This is a genomic window from Streptomyces resistomycificus, from assembly GCF_001514265.1.
Taxonomy (GTDB): Bacteria; Actinomycetota; Actinomycetes; order Streptomycetales; family Streptomycetaceae; genus Streptomyces; species Streptomyces resistomycificus.
In genome coordinates this window covers 38,051-55,013 of record NZ_KQ949002.1, presented here as the reverse complement: position 1 = coordinate 55,013, position 16,963 = coordinate 38,051, and the positions used below count along the sequence as shown (strand labels likewise).

Below are 16,963 nucleotides of genomic sequence, written 5' to 3'. Positions count from 1 at the left end.
ATGGTGACGGGACGTGGACGGGCGGACGCCGACGGCGCTCGGCCCTCACATGGGCGACCCGCACCCGACGACGAGGGCGTCGCGGAGGGTACGGGGGGCAGCACACACCCGACCCCACCCGCACCCGCGATCGACGTCCAGGTCAACGCCCTCCAGGCGATGTGCCGCCAGGTCTTCGGCTTCCGCCTCGCCATGATCGCCCTGGCCGCCCCCGCCGCCCTCCTCAACGCCGGCCCCGGCCTCGGCGTCCGCCTGGTCGGCGCCGCCGTGGTCGTCACCTTCATGACGTCGTACGTCCTCTTCCGCGACTGGGAGCGCTTCGGTCCCCTCCTCCTGCGCCACCCCACCCTCCTCGCCGCGGACACCCTCCTCGCCTCGCTGCTCCTGGTCTCCGCCGGCCCCGACACCACCCTCGCCTACGTCAGCGTCTGCACCCCGCTCCTGGCCGGCATCCTCTACGGCTGGCGTGGCGCGGCCGTCTTCGCCTCGGCCCAGTCCCTGATCCTGCTGCTGGTCCACGCGACCCTGGAGGGCGGCTCGCACATCGGCCCGGCCGAGCGGCTCCTGCTCCCCGGGATCTGCGTCATCACCGGCGCGTGGGGCTCCACCCTGCGCAACCTCATGCTCCGCTTCGGTACGGCGACCCAGGCGCTGGCCGCGGTCAAGGCGCGCCTCGCCGTCACCGAGGCGGTCGGCGCCGAACGTGCACGGCTGGCCCGGGAGATGCACGACTCCGTGGCCAAGACCCTGCACGGCGTGGCCCTCGCGGCGGACGGTCTGGCCCACTTGGCGGGGTCCGCGGACATGGACCCGGCCCGGGTCAGGCAGCAGGCCGACCTCGTCTCCCGCGCCGCCCGTCGCGCCGCCGCCGAGTCCCGCGAACTCCTCGCCGACCTGCGCCGTGAGTCCGACCCGGCCCACGCCACGGACGTACTCACCGAACTGGCCGCCCGCACCGCGGACTTCACGGCCCGTACGGCCCTCCCGGCCACGTACCACCGGACCGGCACGGACGCCGGACCACCGCCTCTGCTCCCGCCCGCCGTGGCCCGCCAACTCCTCACCATCGCCACGGAGGCCATGGAGAACGCCCACCGTCACGCGGCCGCGACGCACGTCGACGTACGCGCCGGGGTCGACGGCGACCTCCTGCGCATCAGCGTCCACGACGACGGACGCGGCCTGCCCCCGGACACCACCCTCGAACACCTGCGCCGGTCGGGCCACTTCGGTCTGGTCGGCATGGTCGAGCGCGCGACCTCCGTCGGCGCCCGCATCGACATCGGCCGAGGCGGCCATCCGCGCGGCACGGAGATCCTCGTGGAACTCCCCCTGGCAGCCGTCACCCTCACCCCACCCACCACCCCCTGAGAGGAGGCCGACAGATGCCGGACCGACAACCGTCACGCCGCACCCCGCTCCGTATCGTCGTGGCGGACGACAACCCCGTGGTACGGGCAGGCCTCACCGCCCTGCTCTCCGGCCGCCCGGACATCACGGTCGTCGCGGAGGCGGCCGACGGCCACGAGGCCTGCGCGGCGGCCCGCGACCACCGCCCGGACGTGGTCCTCCTGGACGTCCGCATGCCCGGCATGGACGGCCTCTCGGCCCTCCCACACCTGGTGGAGATCGCCCCCGTCCTGATGCTGACGTACAGCGCGGAGCCGGAGATCGTCGAGGAGGCCCGCCGCCGGGGCGCCGGCGGATACCTGGTCCACGGCGAGTTCACGGTGAACCAACTGGTCACCGCGGTGTGGGCGGCAGCGGCGGGAGAAAATGCGACTGCATACGAAAATCCGGAAGCGCAGCTTCCGCAGCTGAATGCCCAACTAGGCATGCCACCTGGCGATTTCGTGTTACGGGGCATCCCGTCTCCCCGTATTTCCTCCAAACGGCTTTCGCAACTGCAACCATATGTGGGACAGTCGTCGAGGTTGCGGTTCCGGCTGAGTACGAGGGAGGCGGAGATCATGGACCTCATCGCGTCGGGGATGAACAACCAGCAGATCGCCGCCGCCTGCTTCATCAGCGAGAAGACGGTCAAGAACCACATCAACCGCATCTTCGCCAAACTCCACAGCACGAGCCGCTCCCAGGCCGCCGCGAAGTGGCTCGGCACGGCGCCGAGTTCGTACCGAGGGCTGGGGTGACCTGTGGCGACCCGGAATTGGGCCCACGGGCCCTCGGCAGGACGGGGTGTCTCCGCTTACGTTGGGCCCATCGCTTGCCGGTCGGCCGCCGTCGGAGGGGAACACCATGAGCAACTGGATCAACACGACCATCACGTACCTTCGGACTCGCGCCGCCCGGGACGACCGGGGACAGACCGCGGTGGAGTACCTGGGGATCATCGCGGTGGTGGTGGCGATCGTGCTGGCGATCACGGGGACGGACATCGGGCAGACGATCTACGACGCGATCGTGGACAAGGTCGACGAAGTCGTCGGTGCTTGAACCGACCATCTGAGCGCGGCGACGCAGGGCAGGCTTTCCCCATCTACATCACGGTGGTGGCGGGTCTGCTCCTTCTCGCGTTCGCGTACCTCGCGGTCGGCCAGGCCGCGGCGAACCGGAACGGCGCCCAGACAGCCGCTGACGCGGCTGCATTGGCGGCGGCCCTGGACACCCGGGACCAACTAGCGGCCAAGTGGGTTCAGGACGTCAGCGATCCCACGAAGTGGTGGGACATCTTCGAGGGCGAAGTGCCGGGACTCGTCAACTCCTGCGGACGTGCCAACGCGCTTGCCGCCCAGAACGATGCCGGTGTGAATGCCTGCGGTTGGCCGACGCCTTTGGAATACACGGTCGAGGTGACGACCAACAAGTCCGTCGGCGACTCCATCGTGCCAGGCACGGAGGAACGCCACTCGAAGGCCTCGGCCACCGCAGTGATCGAATCGCTGTGCACGTTCGAGCCCCCCGGGGATGATGCCGGGGACGACGTACTGCCTGAGCTCACGTGCGAGGACGACCGAATCTGGAAGCTGGATCCGGAGGACCTCACCACACTGCCGGAACCCCCGGACCTCTTCGACGTCCATCTGGCCGACTGACGAGCGAACGACGAGTGATGAAGGAAGCGGAGAGATGAGCATTCGGTGCACTGCCAGGGCCCGTAGGGGGATGGTCGCGGCGACCGTTGCGGTCGGGCTGGCCGTCGGCGTGGCCGGCTGCGGCGGAGGAGGTGACGACGACAAGAAGCCGACGGCGTCGGCGTCCGCTTCACAGAACGGCGGGTCCAACCCGAGCACTCAGGAGGGAAGCGATGAACTTCTGGCTGAACTCAAGGGCGAAGACGGCTTGATCCTCCAGATCGCCGCCGCGCAGAGGGACTCGGGAGGATTCGTCACGGTCAGCGGTGAGCTGAAGAACGATGGCGACGAGGCGACGCGGGTTTCCGTGCGGACGGCGGGCGACGAGACCGAGATCATCAGGCACGGAGCCTCTTTGGGCGGAGCGACCCTGGTGGACTCCGCGACGAAGAAGCGCTACTACGTGCTGCGGGACACGGATGGCCGCCCTCTGACGACCACGGGCATGCCGAGGATCGACGCCGGTGCGTCCATCCCAGTTTTCATGCAATTCCCCGCGCCACCGACGAACACGGCCGAAGTCACCTTCCAACTGCCTACATTCGCCTCCGCCAGCATCAAGATCTCTGGGTGAGGCCCACCATGAACCCCACGGCCCCCCGCCTCACCCTCACCCTCACCGCCGCCTCCGTCCTCATCGCCACGAACCTCTTCGCGGCGGCGACCGCTCGCGCCGACGACAGTCCCAGCGTGCCCCCGGGCACCGAGGCCACCGCCGCCGCTCCCGTCAACGTCGACGCCAACGACCCGGACCTCAAGCTCCCCGAGGGCGCGACCCTCGCCGAGGCGAAGGTGCTGGACATCAAGCAGGTCGTCGAGGAGCAGAGCGGCGACGAACGCCGGGAGGACACCAACGCGGACGTGAAGTTCGCGTTGCAGGCGGAGGTGCTGTTCGGCAAGGACAGCGCCAAACTGAGCGCGGAGGCCAAGGCACGCATCTTCGCGATCGCGGAGGAGATCAAGGCGCAGAACGCCACGAAGATCCGCGTCTTCGGCTTCACGGACAACCTCGGTTCCTCCGCCCACGGCGACGTCCTGTCCAAGCAGCGCGCCAACGCCGTACAGGAGGTCCTCGACCAGGAGATGAACGACCCGAACCTCACCTTCGAGGTGCGCGGTTACGGCGAGCAGTACCCGATCTCCTCGAACGCCTCAGAGTCCGGCCGCAAGAAGAACCGGCGGGTGGAGGTGTCCTTCCCGCGGACGGAGGGCTGAGCCTGGGGCGATGGGTCACCCGAGGACACCACCCGGCTCCGCCTCGGCCTCCGTCTCCACCTCGACCCTCACTCCCACCCGCAGCCCCCACCCCGCCATCGCCCCGGCCTCCGCCTCCAGCACATGACGGGCCCGCACCCGCGGCAGCCCCAGTCGCCCGGGCCGCATGGTGCGTACGGCGACGACCTTGTGGCTCCGGTCCAGGTACGCCACGTCGATCGGCATGCGCATCCGGAACGTGTGCACGCTGTTGGCAGGGGTGAGCAGCAGCGCACCGGTCACCGCGTCCCGGCCCAACAGCCCTCGGGTCCGGGCCCGGTAGGAGGCGGCGATCTCCAGTGGGACGCGGACCGGGTCCCGCTCCCCGAGAACGACCAGCTGCCCCCGCCCGTCGCGCCAACGTCCACGCCCCATGCCCGGATCACCCTCCCTCTGTGCCTCCCCCTTCATACGCGAAACGGCGGCTACCGTGGTCGCGAACTGTCACAAATGCCACGACTGACGAGGCGGGGTCGCCGTGCGGAAGATCGTCCTGATGATGTCCGTGTCCCTGGACGGTTACTTCGAGGGCCCGGGCCACGACATCGGCTGGCACCGGGTGGACGACGAAGTGCACCGGCACGCCAACGACATGGTCGCGGCGATGGGCGGCCTCCTGCACGGCCGCGTGACCTACGAGCTGATGGCCGGGTTCTGGCCCACCGCCGACAGCGACCCCGAGGCGAGCGCCGTCACCACCGAGTTCGCCACCATCTGGCGGGACATCCCCAAGGTGGTGTACTCGCGGACGCTGGAGGACGCCGGATGGAACACCACGATCGTGCGGGACGTCGTACCCGAGGAGGTCAGGGCCCTCAAGGCACAGCCGGGCGGTGACCTCGGGCTCAGCGGTGCCGACCTGACCGCGGCCTTCCTCCGGCACGACCTCGTCGACGAGTTCCGCCTCTACGTCCATCCCGTCCTCCTCGGCGCCGGCCGCCCCCTCTTCCCGACGTCCGGTTCCCCGGCGGACCTCAGGCTCACCGGGTCCCGCACCTTCGGCAACGGCGTCGTGTTCCTGTGCCACGAGCGGGACCGCGCCGCCGACCGGTGACCGTTGGCCTTTCCGGTCGCGGGCCGCCCGCACGAAAAATCAGAGGCGCCCGCCGGCGGCGCCCTGCGACGATCACCCCATGGCTGAGCGGAACGGCACGACAGGGCACGGCACGACGGAGCACCGCGCGACGCCGCCCGAGAGGCATGGGTTCGAGGACCTCGTCGCCGAGGGCGCCGCCGTCCCCACCGAGGGCTGGGACTTCTCCTGGTTCGAGGGACGGGCCACCGAGGCGCGCCCCTCCTGGGGCTACGCGCGCTCGAAGGCAGACCGGCTGGCCGTGGCGACCGCCGCGCTCGACCTCCAGACCGGCGGTGGGGAGGTCCTGGACTTCGCCCTGGGCGCCGCTCCGAAGGCCCCCGCGCTCACCGTCGCGACGGAAGGCTGGCCGCCGAACGTCGCCAAGGCCACCGCCCTGCTCCGCCCGCGCGGCGTCGCCGTCGTCGCCTCGCCACAGGACGCGCCGCTGCCGTTCGCGGACGCCACCTTCGACCTCGTGGTGAGCCGCCACCCGGTCAGCCCCAACTGGCCGGAGATCGCCCGCGTACTGGAGCCCGGCGGTACCTACTTCGCCCAGCACGTGGGCCCGCGCAGCGTCTTCGAGCTCGTCGAGTACTTCCTCGGCCCCCAGGGGCCGGACATCAGTTCCGGCCGCCACCCCGACCGCGAACGTGCCGCCGCCGAGGCCGCCGGCCTGGAGGTCGTCGACCTGCGCGCCGAGCGCCTGCGCATGGAGTTCCACGACATCGCCGCCGTCGTCCACTTCCTGCGCAAGGTCGTCTGGATGGTGCCCGGCTTCACCGTCGAGGCCTACGAGCCCCGACTGCGCGCGCTGCACGAGCAGATCGAGTCCGAGGGGCCCTTCGTCGCGTACAGCAGCCGTCACCTCTTCGACGTCCGCAAGCCGCGGCGGTAGCGCTCACGCGTGCGGCCCCGTCGTCACCTGCCCGACCACCAACTCCGCCTTCGCCTGAAGCACGTCGCCCACCCGCTCCACCTGCTCGCCCAACTCCCGTCGCTGCCGCGCCGTCAGGCGCCCCAGCGGCTCCACCGTGACGGTCGTACGGCGTCCCTGGCGGCGCTGGTGCCACACGCCGGCCACCACGCCGTCGACGAGCAGGACCGGGTAGTTCCCGGCCTGGCCGCCCGCCAGCGCCCGCCGGTACGCGGCTCCCGGGAACAGCAGTTCGCGGGGCTGTACGGCGATGCCGTACGCGTCGAAATAGGGGAGCAGCCGCACACCCCGGACCGGTTCGTCGGGGAAGGCGGTGTCGCCGGCCGCCACCCAGGCCGGCGCGTCCTCGAAGACGACCTCCTCGATCTCGCCCGCCCGCGCGAGCTCACCGAACAGCGCCCCGGCCCAGCCGCCCGGTGCCGCGAGCCACTTGGCGAAGTACGCCGGTGTCGAGGGGCCGTAGGCGCGCAGGTAGCGCCGTACGAGCTCGCGCGTCGCCTCCTGGGGCGGCAGCGGGACGAAGTGCGGGGGACGGGTGTAGGTGACCTTGCGGCCCCGGTTCGGGCCGAAGCACAGGGCCCCCGACTGGCCGGCCCGGTGCATCACCTGCCGCCAGCGCGGCCACAGCTCCTGGAAGGCCGGCATCACGGGGTCGCCGGCCCAGGAGCCGGTACGCGCGACGACCGCGTCGGTCAGCTCGTCCACGGTGAGGCAGACGCCGTCCAGGGCCTCCCCGACAGCCGCCACGATCTGCGCCGCCTGCTCCTCGGTGACCCGGGCGTCCGGCGGCAACGGGCCGGCCCCGGACGGTACGGCCGTCAGCGCGGTACTCCACAGCGGCAGTTCACGCGCGGCGAGCAGATGGACGGTCCCGCGCGGACCGTGCGTCTTCACCAGGGAGCGTTCCTCCCACAGAGCCGCGCGCACGTCCGCCCGCGTCGTGCCGGTGCCACGCACCCCGATCGACACCTCCGCCGCGGACAGCACCTGCGCGTGCGCGGCGAGCATGGCCCCGACGATTTCGGAGGCCGCGGTGGCCCCCTCGGCAGGAGTGGCCAGGAACTGACGTTCCAGCCGCCGTGCACTGGCCTGGTCCCACGTGATTCTCACGGTCATACATCGACCGTAGGCCGCAATGAGGTCAGGTCGTGACCTAGTTCGTTTGGGTCGTGGATGGGGGGAAACGGCCATTCACGGAGCTTCACCCCGTATATCCATGGCTCCACGGGGTTTCCACATTGTTATCGCAGGTGACTCGCTTCAACGCGGCGCTTCACGTAAGTTCGGACCAAGGTAATTCGCGTGAGCAAAGCCGCGCGGGGCGGTACCGCGCGGTGGAGGGGGCCGCGCGGTGCCGCGTCAAAGGCGTACGCGCCCCCGGTGTCACCCGGGAGGGGGAAGCGCACCGAACCTCCCGGATCCCCTCGCATCCCGCCCGATTCGCCTGGGAATCCGCTGCGTTTTGGCCATGAACAGGCCCCGAAGAGGCCCCCGGACGGCCACCGGGCCGTCGCCGCCCGACTCCGGAGAGTAGTTGTGGCACGCCGATGCACGCAGCATCACTTACGAAGGGTTATGGTGGAAACCCCCCCTCGGGCCGGTCCGTCTCCCCCCCACGGACCGGCCCGTTTTTTCTGCCCACAGCGGGCACCCGTGAAGGGCGTGGAGGGGCGATCTCAGACCGAGCGGGCGTCGCGGTCACCCGCGAGGGACGTGGACCGCGCCCACCCGAGCGGTGCGAACAACGGGGGGCCCACACAGGGCGCTCGAACCCGCCCGCACTCCACAGGACACGCCCGCGATACCCTTCGGTCCGCGGGGACCGCCACCGTTCGGAGGGGCTGACAATCACGTGAACCTGCGCGACAAGCTGCGCAGCCTGCTCGTCAGGCTGTACGCACGCCGGGTGGAAGGTCACCTGGACCACGCCCAGGTGCCCAAGCACATCGGTGTCGTCATGGACGGCAACCGGCGCTGGGCGAAGGCCGCGGGTTCCACGACCGCGCAGGGGCACCGGGCCGGCGCCGACAAGATCGAGGAATTCCTCGGCTGGTGCACGGAGACGGACGTCGAGGTCGTCACCCTCTGGCTGTTCTCCACCGACAACTTCGACCGGCCGCAGGAAGAACTCGTCCCGCTGTTCGGCATCATCGAGGACGTCGTGCGCTCCCTGGCCGCCGACGGCCGGTGGCGCGTCCACCACGTCGGCACGCTCGACCTGCTGCCCGAGGGAATGCAGCGCACCATCAAGGAAGCCGAGCAGACCACCGAGAAGGTCGACGGAATACTCGTCAACGTCGCCATCGGCTACGGCGGTCGCCAGGAGATCGCCGACGCGGTCCGCTCGATGATCCTCGACGCCGCCGACAAGGGCGTCTCGATGGAGGACCTCGCCGAGTCGGTCGACGTCGACACGATCGGCCGTCACCTCTACACCGGCGACCAGCCCGATCCCGACCTGGTGATCCGTACCAGCGGCGAACAGCGACTGTCCGGATTCATGCTCTGGCAGACGGCCCACTCGGAGTACTACTTCTGCGAGGTTTTCTGGCCGGCCTTCCGCAAGGTCGACTTCCTGCGCGCCCTGCGTGACTACGCGGCGCGCCACCGCCGCTACGGCGGCTGAGGCACCACGGGCGTCGAGGGGCGACCGTTTACCCCGTTTGGGGCGGAAGTAACAAGGAGTTCACCAGCGCGCCGCCGTCCGTACTGGCATGGCACCGCGTGTTCGAGGGCATAAGCCAAGCAGGTCGACGCCCGAACCACGGGTGTCGTATCTCAGCGGGTGGCACGGGGCCGCCCGCCCGGGAGGCCCTTTGCACCAGCCCGACCGTGCGGTGACTGCGCGGACGACGACGCGGAGGGCCGGTTCTCGGCCCGTGCAGGGCGGCCGTGAACCGGTCCAGCTCCACTCCGTCGCTCCCCGACCTCATCCGAGGGGGTACGTCCTTCCGTGGTGACCAGCACAAAGCGCCACAAGCCAGACCGGCGCACCTATGTTCTCGACACCAGCGTCCTGCTGGCCGACCCGAACGCCCTGAACCGCTTCGACGAGCACGAGGTAGTGCTCCCCATCGTCGTGGTGACGGAGCTGGAGGCCAAGCGGCACCATCCCGAACTCGGCTACTTCGCCCGGCAGGCACTGCGCCTGCTCGACGAGTTCCGCGTCCGGCACGGCCGCCTCGATGCCCCCATCCCGATCGGGGATCTCGGCGGGACCGTCCGTGTCGAGCTCAACCACTCGGACCCCAGCGTGCTGCCCAGCGGCTACCGCCTGGGGGACAACGACTCCCGCATCCTCGCGGTCGCCCGCAATCTGCAGGCCGAGGGGTTCGACGTCACAGTCGTGTCGAAGGATCTCCCGCTCAGGATCAAGGCCTCGTCCGTCGGTCTCCTCGCCGAGGAGTACCGCGCCGAACTCGCCATCACGGACTCCTCCGGCTGGACCGGCATGTCCGAGCTGACGCTGTCCGGCGAACAGGTGGACACCCTCTTCGAGGAGGGGCGTGCCTACGTGCCCGAGGCCGCCGACCTTCCGGTCCACACCGGCCTGATGATCCAGTCGGAGCGCGGCAAGGCCCTCGGCCGGGTCACGCCCGACGGCAACGTCCGGGTGGTGCGCGGCGACCGTGAGGTGTTCGGCATCAAGGGCAGGAGCGCCGAACAGCGCATCGCCCTCGATCTGCTCCTCGACCCGGACGTCGGGATCGTGTCCATGGGCGGCCGGGCCGGCACCGGCAAGTCGGCGCTCGCGCTGTGCGCGGGTCTCGAGGCCGTCCTCGAACGCCGCCAGCACCAGAAGGTGATGGTCTTCCGCCCGCTCTACGCGGTCGGCGGGCAGGAGCTCGGCTATCTCCCCGGCTCCGAGGCCGAGAAGATGAGCCCCTGGGCCCAGGCGGTCTTCGACACCCTGTCCGCGGTCACCAGCCGCGAGGTCATCGAGGAGGTCACCGCGCGCGGGATGCTGGAAGTGCTCCCGCTCACCCACATCCGCGGCCGCTCCCTGCACGACGCGTTCGTGATCGTGGACGAGGCGCAGTCACTGGAAAGGAACGTACTGCTGACCGTTCTGTCCCGGATCGGCGCCAATTCGCGGGTCGTTCTGACCCACGATGTCGCACAAAGGGACAATCTGCGGGTCGGTCGATATGACGGAGTCGTCGCCGTCGTGGAGAAGCTGAAGGGGCATCCGCTCTTCGCGCACGTCACGCTGACCCGGTCCGAGAGGTCCCAGATCGCGGCCCTTGTGACCGAAATGCTGGAGGACGGCCAGGTCTGACCCTCACGCCCCATTCAGGGGTGGTTACGCGACAGTTGGCGCCGTCCGGAAAGGCAGTGAGCCTAGCCGGGCGGCGCCTTCGCGTGTGGAGGTTTCTCGAAATCCCCAGGTCCAAACGGCATGTGAGCTTTCACACGCAACTCGGAATTGCCTTGCGGCGTCCGGTTACGGCAGAGTCTCACTCCTGTCAGGCCCCGCATACGACACACCTGTGCCCCCAGCGGTACGGCACCACAGAAGCACCACATCCAACTCCATACCTTCGTCGTATGCCGCCCGAGTTCTCACGCGGCGCTCCTCGCAAGGGAGTTGCCCACCGGGCCCGCGCCTCCCGTGACCGCGCAGTGGGGAGGCCAGTGCCAGGGGCACGATTGCGTCCGCCAGGGTCACCGAAGCGGACGATGCTGGAAGGAAACCGTGTGAGCCCGATTTCGGTCCGGGGATTCGCAGTGGCCTCCGCCACCGCGGTCACCGCTGTCGGAAGCGTCGTCGGCGTTGCCTCTGGCAGCACCGCGCAGATCAACGACGCCGAGACGACGGCAGCCGACTCGACGCTCCTCGCGGACATACCCGCGGGTCAGCAGGCCGAGGTCCAGACGGCGTCCCTGACGCAGCAGGCGGACACGCAGGCCATCGCCGCGGACGCGAGCGCCAAGAAGGTGGCGGAGGAATCGGCACGCAAGGCTGCCGCCCAGACCGCGATCGACAAGAAGGAAGCCGCCGAGAAGGCGGCCCAGGACGCCAAGGAGCGCGCCGAGGCGAAGGCGGCCAAGGCCAGCCGGAGCTCGTCGAGCTTCCCGGTCCAGAGCTCCTACACCATCGCGCAGATCCAGGCGATGGCGCAGTCGATGGTGCCGAGCGGTCAGTACCAGTGCTTCAGCAACATCGTGGACCACGAGTCCAGCTGGAACTACCAGGCCGTCAACGCCTCCTCCGGTGCCTACGGTCTCTTCCAGGCCCTGCCGGGCTCCAAGATGTCGTCGGTCGGTTCCGACTGGCAGACCAACCCGGCCACCCAGATCAAGTGGGGCCTCAACTACATGGACAGCCGCTACGGCAGCCCCTGTGAGGCCTGGACGTTCTGGCAGGCCAACCACTGGTACTGAGCCGACACAGCTCAACCTCGCGCAGCCCCTCCCCGTCCTAGGGGGAGGGGCTTTCGCCATGTACGGTCGGTGCGACGACGCCAGGGGGAGTGGTGGGGAGAGACGGGGGAAGAGGACGGATCATGTCGCAAGTGCCAGGGTGGCTCGGCCGGGTCGGGGCCCGACTCACCGAAATGGGTGAGCGGTTCGAACAGCGTCGGGCCGAGGCCGAGCGGGAGCACGCCGAGGCGGAAGAGCGGGACCTGCCCTCCGTCCCGGTACCGCCGACCCCGCAGCCCGTCATCGTCGTGGAGCGCCCGGACCCCGCCCAGGCCGTGCCCTGGGGAGTCAGGGTCGCAGCCGAGGCGGGCTGGCGCCTGCTGGTCCTCGCGGGCACGCTGTGGGTCCTCATGCGGATCATCAGCGCCGTACAGCTCGTGGTGCTGGCGTTCGTCGCGGCACTGCTCATCACGGCGCTGCTCCAGCCGACGGTGGGGCGGCTGCGGCGGCTCGGGCTCCCGCGCAGCGTGGCCACCGCCCTCACCGCGATCCTCGGCTTCGTCATCATGGGCCTGATCGGCTGGTTCGTGACCTGGCAGGTCATGGAGAACATCGACAATCTCTCCGACCAGATCCAGGACGGCATCGACGAGTTGCGCAAGTGGCTGCTCAACAGCCCCTTCCACGTCACCGACAAGCAGATCAACGACATCGCGGAGAACCTGCGCGAGGCGGTCGGCGCGAACACCGACCAGATCACCTCCGCGGGCCTGGAGGGCGTCACCGTCGTCGTCGAGGCACTGACCGGCATCCTGCTGGCGGTCTTCTCGACGCTGTTCCTCCTCTACGACGGCCGGCGCATCTGGGAGTGGACGCTGAAGCTGGCTCCGGCGGCTGCCCGGCCGGCCCTCGCGGGCGCGGGGCCCCGCGCCTGGCGGACCCTCACGGCATACGTCCGCGGGACGGTGATCGTGGCCCTGATCGACGCCATCTTCATCGGCCTCGGCATCTACTTCCTGGACGTCCCGATGGCCGTCCCGCTCGCCGTCTTCATCTTCCTGTTCGCCTTCATCCCGCTCGTCGGCGCGGTCGTGTCGGGTGCGCTGGCGGTGGTGGTCGCCCTCGTGACCCAGGGCGTCTTCACGGCGGTCATGGTGCTGGCGGTGGTCCTGGCGGTGCAGCAGATCGAGGGCCACATCCTCCAGCCGTTCATCCTCGGCCGCGCGGTCCGCGTCCACCCGCTCGCCGTCGTCCTGTCGGTCGCCGCGGGCGGCCTGGTCGCCGGTATCGGCGGCGCGGTGGTGGCGGTGCCGCTGGTCGCGGTGACGAACACGGTGGTGGGCTACCTGCGGACGTACGCCCACGAGGCCGCGCTGAGGCAGTCCCCGAAACCGCACGGTGCCACGGCGATGGAGAAGGGATCCGAACCCCCGACAGCCGGCAAGGACAGCCTCTCCGGCGTTTGAGGAGCGGGGGTCCAGGGGGCAGAGCCCCCTGAGGACGGGACGGGCAGGGGCGGCGGGGGCGAAAGCCGAAGGGCCCCGCCACCACAAGTGGTGAACGGGGCCCGGAAGCCGCAGCGGAGCTACTCCGCCAGGACCGCTTCCGCGTCCAGCGTCGCGCCGACCGCCTGGATCACCGAGGCGATCTTGAAGGCCTCCTGGATCACCTCACGGTCGAGGCCCGCCTTGCGCAGGACCTGCTCGTGGGAGTCGAGGCACATCCCGCAGCCGTTGATCGCGGAGACCGCGAAGGACCACAGCTCGAAGTCGACCTTGTCGACACCGGGGTTGGCGATGACGTTCATCCGCAGGCCCGCCCGCAGGTTGCCGTACTCGTGGTCCGACAGCAGGTGACGGGTGCGGTAGAAGACGTTGTTCATCGCCATGACCGCGGCGGCGGACTTCGCCGCCGCGTAGGCCTCCGGCGTGAGGTTCGCCTTGGCCTCCGGCGCCAGTTCGCGCAGCACGATCGGGGAGCGCGAGGCGATCGCGGTCGCCAGGACCGTGCCCCACAGCTGCTGCGCCGGCAGGTCGGAATTGCCGATGACCGAGCCCAGGTTGAGCTTCAGGTCCTTGGCGTAGTCCGGCACCGAGGACTTCAGGGAGTCGAGGGACACGTCAGATCACTCCCCCGACAGCAGCCGGACCGGGTCCAGCGTCTCGTCGCCCTTGCTCCAGTTGCACGGGCACAGCTCGTCGGTCTGCAGGGCGTCCAGCACCCGCAGGACCTCCTTGGGGTTACGGCCGACGGAACCGGCGGTCACCATGGAGAACTGGATCTCGTTGTTCTGGTCGACGATGAAGACCGCGCGCTTGGCGAAGCCGTCCTCGCCCTCGATGCCGAGGTCCCGCATCAGCTCGTGCCGGGAGTCGGCCATCATCGGGAACGGCAGGTCGCGCAGGTCGTCGTGGTCCTTGCGCCAGGCGTGGTGGACGAACTCGGAGTCGCCGGAGAAGCCGAGGACCTGGGCGTCACGGTCGGCGAACTCGTCGTTCAGCTTGCCGAAGGCGGCGATCTCGGTGGGGCACACGAAGGTGAAGTCCTTGGGCCACGCGAAGACGACCTTCCACTGACCCTCGTAGGTCTTGTGGTTGATCTGCTGGAACTCCTTGCCCTTCTCCAGCGAGACACAGGCGGTCAGATCGAACTCGGGGAACTTGTCACCGACAGTGAGCACACGCTCTCCTTGCAGCGAGGAAACGCCCCAATTGCCCGGGCGTCTCCCATGGGTTGGACGTTGTCGATCGTGGCACAGGGTGCATTGATTGTAGAAATAGCTATACTCGGTCGAGTTGATCGGAGGTGTCTATCAGTGACCGTGGGTAAGAAAAGGCAGCCCAGCCTCGCCCAGCTGCGGGCGTTTGCCGCCGTCGCCGAGCACCTCCATTTCCGGGACGCGGCCGCGGCGATCGGCATGAGTCAGCCCGCCCTCTCGGGCGCCGTCTCCGCGCTGGAGGAGACCCTCGGCGTCACCCTGCTGGAGCGCACCACCCGCAAGGTGCTGCTCTCGCCCCCCGGCGAGCGGCTCGCCGTACGGGCCAAGGCGGTGCTGGACGAGGTGGGGGCACTGCTGGAGGAGGCGGAGGCGGTCCGGGCGCCCTTCACCGGGACGCTGCGCCTCGGGGTCATCCCGACCGTCGCGCCCTACCTCCTGCCCACCGTGCTCAGGCTCGTCCACGACCGTTATCCCGACCTCGACCTCCAGGTCCACGAGGAGCAGACCGCCAACCTGATCGAGGGGCTCACCAGCGGGCGCCTGGACCTGCTGCTCCTGGCCGTCCCGCTCGGCGTCCCCGGCGTCGTCGAACTGCCCCTGTTCGACGAGGACTTCGTGCTCGTCACCCCTCTCGACCACTCCCTCGGCGGCCGCGAGGGCATCGCGCGCGAGGTACTGAGGGAGCTGAACCTGCTGCTTCTGGACGAGGGGCACTGCCTGCGCGACCAGGCGCTGGACATCTGCCGGGAGGCCGGCCGCGCGGACGCGCCGGTGACCACGACCGCGGCCGGGCTGTCCACCCTGGTGCAGCTCGTCGCGGGCGGCCTGGGCGTCACCCTGCTCCCTCGCACCGCCGTCAAGGTCGAGACGACCCGCAGCAACCAGCTCCTCACCGGCACCTTCGCCGAACCGGCCCCCACCCGCCGCATCGCCTTCGCCATGCGCGCGGGGGCGGCCCGAGGAGTGGAGTACGAGGAGCTGACGACCGCGCTGCGGCAGGCGCTGCGGCCGCTGCCCGTACGGGTGTGGGAGACGGGCACAGGCGTCTGACAACCGTTCAAATGAGCCTCGTACAAAGGCATTCGAGCAGCGGGAAGACGCAACTTCCGTCAGTCGGGGACAGCTCGGAATTCCGCGCCGGGAATATGCGCCCGGCCTGATACACATTCCTCCCTCAGCGCTACGCGTCAGGCGTGTGTGCGAAAAGGCCGAGGGGTGTGATGTCGGGCTACGAACCGCTCGCGCCGGCCCTGACCGCCTGCGGGCACGAGGGCTTCACGGGGGAGCTGCGGATCGCCGGATCGCCCGGCGGCACCTTTCACTTCCGGGACGGACTCGTCGTCGCCGTCGAGTCCCCGGGCGCTCCCGGCCCCGAGGCGCTGCTGCTGCGTTCCGGGCGGGTCAGCGGCGAGCAGTGGGCCGAGCTGGTGCGGGAGTCCGGCGGCTCGCGCTGGCCGGCGACCGCCCTGGTGGCGCACGGGTACGCGGGGGCCGCCCAACTGCGGGTGGTCTGCTCGATGGCGCTGCACGACGCGGCCTTCGCGATCGTCGCGGGCCGGGTGGAGGGCTGTGAACGCGCCCTCGTCGCGGAGCCGTTCGCGCAGGTCCCGGTGGGTGAGCAGCCCGCGCGGCTGCTGCGGGAGGCGGCCCGTAAGCTCGCCGCCGTCGCCGGACTGCCGCATCCGGTACGGCCCGACCGGGACCGGCCGGTACCCGCGAGCGGCGGCAGGGGCGGGAACCCGAGCGCCCTGCGCCTGGAACTGCTCGCCCACGCCGACGGCCGCCGTACCGCCCGCGACCTCTCCTTCCGCACCGGGAGGGGGGTCTACACCGTCACCGTCGAGGTCGCCCGGATGCTCGCCGAGGGACTCCTGGAGCTGCCCGGCACGCCCGCGCCGCTCCCGGTCCTGCGTATGTCCCCCGACGGACAGGGCGTCCGCCGGCGGCCGCCGCCCGCCGAACCGGTCCCCCCGACGCCTCCGGCGGGGACCGAACTGCCCCGTCGCAAACCCGGCGGCTTCTTCCGGATCCGGAACGGAATCCCCAAATGACCGAAACCAGAAAACCGATCAGATGCGAACAGGAATAGGGGAGTCGAGTACATGGATCACAAAGCCCTCGCGCTGGAAATGCGCGGCTTACGCGAACAGGTCGCCGGCGTCACCGACACCGCCCTGGCCGCCGCCGACGGACTGCTGATCGCCGCCGACACCGCCGACTCCATCGACCCCGAAGGCCTCGCCGCCCTCGCCGCGGCCGGGCTCGGCCTCGCCCGCCGCACCTCCGAGGCGACCGCCCGCGGCGCCCTGCGCCGGACGGTGACCTACGGCAGCCACGGCTGCGCCGCCTTCTACGCCGTCGGCGACACCGCGCTGATGGTCGTCCTGGGCGACGAGGGGATCGACGTCGACCATCTGCATCGCGCGACCCAGCCGGCCCTGCGCCGGATCGACCTGATCCTCACCGACCGAGCAGTCGACACCGCCGTCGACACCGCACCTGAGAAGGCAGCCGAAGGAGTCTGA

The 16,963-nt window shown here is 70.1% G+C and carries 19 protein-coding genes; 15 read left to right on the top strand and 4 right to left on the bottom strand.

The window, feature by feature from the left end; all coding sequences use genetic code 11:
- The 6 genes from AQJ84_RS34235 (at window position 1) to AQJ84_RS34210 (ending at window position 4,307) form a co-directional block, all read left to right on the top strand.
- Window positions 1-1,371: a sensor histidine kinase gene (locus AQJ84_RS34235; protein ID WP_030041909.1), complete on the top strand. Its 1,371-nt coding sequence runs from the start codon at window positions 1-3 to the stop codon at window positions 1,369-1,371.
- A 14-nt stretch (window positions 1,372-1,385) separates the two neighbouring features.
- Window positions 1,386-2,150, top strand: a complete 765-nt coding sequence (locus AQJ84_RS34230; RefSeq protein ID WP_030041910.1) for a response regulator transcription factor — start codon at window positions 1,386-1,388, stop codon at window positions 2,148-2,150.
- A 106-nt stretch (window positions 2,151-2,256) separates the two neighbouring features.
- Window positions 2,257-2,454: a Flp family type IVb pilin gene (locus AQJ84_RS34225; RefSeq protein ID WP_030041911.1), complete on the top strand. Its 198-nt coding sequence runs from the start codon at window positions 2,257-2,259 to the stop codon at window positions 2,452-2,454.
- Entirely contained in the window at window positions 2,451-3,053 is a 603-nt protein-coding gene (locus AQJ84_RS34220) for a pilus assembly protein TadG-related protein (RefSeq protein ID WP_030041912.1), read from the top strand. Before AQJ84_RS34225 ends, AQJ84_RS34220 begins: the two co-directional genes overlap by 4 nt.
- A gap of 34 nt (window positions 3,054-3,087) precedes the next feature.
- Window positions 3,088-3,666: a hypothetical protein gene (locus AQJ84_RS34215; RefSeq protein ID WP_030041913.1), complete on the top strand. Its 579-nt coding sequence runs from the start codon at window positions 3,088-3,090 to the stop codon at window positions 3,664-3,666.
- 8 nt (window positions 3,667-3,674) lie between these two features.
- Window positions 3,675-4,307, top strand: coding sequence for an OmpA family protein (locus tag AQJ84_RS34210; RefSeq protein WP_030041914.1), 633 nt, complete (start codon window positions 3,675-3,677; stop codon window positions 4,305-4,307).
- Between the two features lie 15 nt (window positions 4,308-4,322).
- On the opposite strand, the gene AQJ84_RS34205 is transcribed toward AQJ84_RS34210, so the two are convergent.
- Window positions 4,323-4,721 (bottom strand): DUF192 domain-containing protein, encoded by a 399-nt coding sequence (locus AQJ84_RS34205; protein ID WP_030041915.1) that lies wholly within the window; start codon window positions 4,719-4,721, stop codon window positions 4,323-4,325.
- A 103-nt stretch (window positions 4,722-4,824) separates the two neighbouring features.
- Here AQJ84_RS34205 and AQJ84_RS34200 point away from each other — a divergent pair, with 103 nt between their 5' ends.
- Window positions 4,825-5,400: a dihydrofolate reductase family protein gene (locus AQJ84_RS34200; RefSeq protein ID WP_030041916.1), complete on the top strand. Its 576-nt coding sequence runs from the start codon at window positions 4,825-4,827 to the stop codon at window positions 5,398-5,400.
- A 79-nt stretch (window positions 5,401-5,479) separates the two neighbouring features.
- On the top strand, window positions 5,480-6,316 hold the full coding sequence (locus tag AQJ84_RS34195) for a class I SAM-dependent methyltransferase (protein WP_051870047.1): 837 nt from the start codon (window positions 5,480-5,482) through the stop codon (window positions 6,314-6,316).
- A 3-nt stretch (window positions 6,317-6,319) separates the two neighbouring features.
- On the opposite strand, the gene AQJ84_RS34190 is transcribed toward AQJ84_RS34195, so the two are convergent.
- Entirely contained in the window at window positions 6,320-7,471 is a 1,152-nt protein-coding gene (locus AQJ84_RS34190; protein WP_030041918.1) for a winged helix DNA-binding domain-containing protein, read from the bottom strand.
- Window positions 7,472-8,207: 736 nt separating this feature from the next.
- Here AQJ84_RS34190 and AQJ84_RS34185 point away from each other — a divergent pair.
- From AQJ84_RS34185 to AQJ84_RS34170, 4 genes are all read left to right on the top strand, one after another.
- Window positions 8,208-8,981: an isoprenyl transferase gene (locus AQJ84_RS34185; RefSeq protein WP_053192140.1), complete on the top strand. Its 774-nt coding sequence runs from the start codon at window positions 8,208-8,210 to the stop codon at window positions 8,979-8,981.
- 327 nt (window positions 8,982-9,308) lie between these two features.
- A complete protein-coding gene (locus AQJ84_RS34180) occupies window positions 9,309-10,634 on the top strand; it encodes a PhoH family protein (protein ID WP_030041920.1) in 1,326 nt (441 codons plus the stop codon).
- A 419-nt stretch (window positions 10,635-11,053) separates the two neighbouring features.
- Window positions 11,054-11,740 carry an aggregation-promoting factor C-terminal-like domain-containing protein gene (locus AQJ84_RS34175; protein WP_225889227.1) on the top strand — a complete coding sequence of 229 codons (687 nt, stop codon included), beginning with the start codon at window positions 11,054-11,056 and terminating at the stop codon, window positions 11,738-11,740.
- Between the two features lie 122 nt (window positions 11,741-11,862).
- Window positions 11,863-13,185, top strand: a complete 1,323-nt coding sequence (locus AQJ84_RS34170) for an AI-2E family transporter (protein ID WP_037803391.1) — start codon at window positions 11,863-11,865, stop codon at window positions 13,183-13,185.
- Window positions 13,186-13,304: 119 nt separating this feature from the next.
- Here AQJ84_RS34170 and AQJ84_RS34165 read toward each other — a convergent pair whose 3' ends face one another.
- Both AQJ84_RS34165 and AQJ84_RS34160 read right to left on the bottom strand, forming a co-directional pair.
- A complete protein-coding gene (locus AQJ84_RS34165) occupies window positions 13,305-13,838 on the bottom strand; it encodes an alkyl hydroperoxide reductase (RefSeq protein WP_030041923.1) in 534 nt (177 codons plus the stop codon).
- 6 nt (window positions 13,839-13,844) lie between these two features.
- A complete protein-coding gene (locus AQJ84_RS34160) occupies window positions 13,845-14,399 on the bottom strand; it encodes a peroxiredoxin (RefSeq protein WP_030041924.1) in 555 nt (184 codons plus the stop codon).
- A 135-nt stretch (window positions 14,400-14,534) separates the two neighbouring features.
- Here AQJ84_RS34160 and AQJ84_RS34155 point away from each other — a divergent pair, with 135 nt between their 5' ends.
- The 3 genes from AQJ84_RS34155 (at window position 14,535) to AQJ84_RS34145 (ending at window position 16,963) form a co-directional block, all read left to right on the top strand.
- Window positions 14,535-15,488: a hydrogen peroxide-inducible genes activator gene (locus tag AQJ84_RS34155; RefSeq protein WP_078632080.1), complete on the top strand. Its 954-nt coding sequence runs from the start codon at window positions 14,535-14,537 to the stop codon at window positions 15,486-15,488.
- A 170-nt stretch (window positions 15,489-15,658) separates the two neighbouring features.
- The gene (locus AQJ84_RS34150; RefSeq protein WP_053192143.1) at window positions 15,659-16,489 is read left to right on the top strand and encodes a hypothetical protein; all 831 of its coding nucleotides are present in this window, start codon (window positions 15,659-15,661) and stop codon (window positions 16,487-16,489) included.
- 51 nt (window positions 16,490-16,540) lie between these two features.
- Window positions 16,541-16,963 (top strand): roadblock/LC7 domain-containing protein, encoded by a 423-nt coding sequence (locus AQJ84_RS34145; protein WP_053192145.1) that lies wholly within the window; start codon window positions 16,541-16,543, stop codon window positions 16,961-16,963.